At 58.6% G+C, this 758-nt stretch carries 1 protein-coding gene; it reads left to right on the forward strand.

The annotated features are described in order from the left end of the window. On the forward strand, positions 1–651 hold a 651-nt coding region (locus GV790_RS28855; RefSeq protein ID WP_218586489.1), incomplete at its 5' end, for a hypothetical protein. Positions 652–758 lie beyond the last annotated feature (107 nt).

Below are 758 nucleotides of genomic sequence, written 5' to 3' on the forward strand. Positions count from 1 at the left end.
GCTGTACGGGCCGATCTATGGCCATATTGGTTGGCCGAAGGGATCGATGGTGCGGTCGATTCATCTGTCCACGCGGCCCTGATCCCCGAGGCACTGGCGCAGCGGCGCGAGGACGAGGTGAATAAGCTGTTGATTCACGAGTTGCGTGCGTCGATGCGGGCACTCACCTCCAGCGCGTTCGCGATAGATGCCTTCTACGGGTCGGTTAAAGAGCGTGCAGGAGAGCACCCACAGAACGCATTGTGGCGAGAGAACGGGACGGCACGCTACAAGCAGGTAGTGGAGACCTTTCACCACCACCTCAAGATCCGAGACAACCACAGCGTTAAGGAAGCCAGGCACCGCATCAAGCAGCTGTTCCAGATGCGCGATTGGGCCGTGCACGCGCGATCTGAGTATCAGGGCCCAATTTATCGCCCCGATATCGATGCCGCCGTGCCATGGCAATACGCCGCTTTCAGGTCGGAGAATGCTGTCAATGCGGTGGCGATGACGATTGATCTAATGAACAGTTTTGTCATCCTTCTTGCTGGCGCTGACTCGACGTTGCAGGAGTGGAAGCCACGGGTCGAGGATCTGATGGGGCGGGTGATTGAGAAGTATCAGGCATCCTCGCTGCCTCCTGTGTCCCAAGTGATTTCGGAAACATGATTCTTCATGGGGATGGACGTCTGTCGACCGTCCTCTTGAGTATCTGGCCCTGGTGGGTGGTGGGCTGCGCATGTCGGGGGTTGGCTTCACCGCCTGCCCCTTAGGGC

The sequence above is a fragment of the Nocardia cyriacigeorgica genome (assembly GCF_010858045.1).
Taxonomy (GTDB): domain Bacteria; phylum Actinomycetota; class Actinomycetes; order Mycobacteriales; family Mycobacteriaceae; genus Nocardia; species Nocardia cyriacigeorgica_E.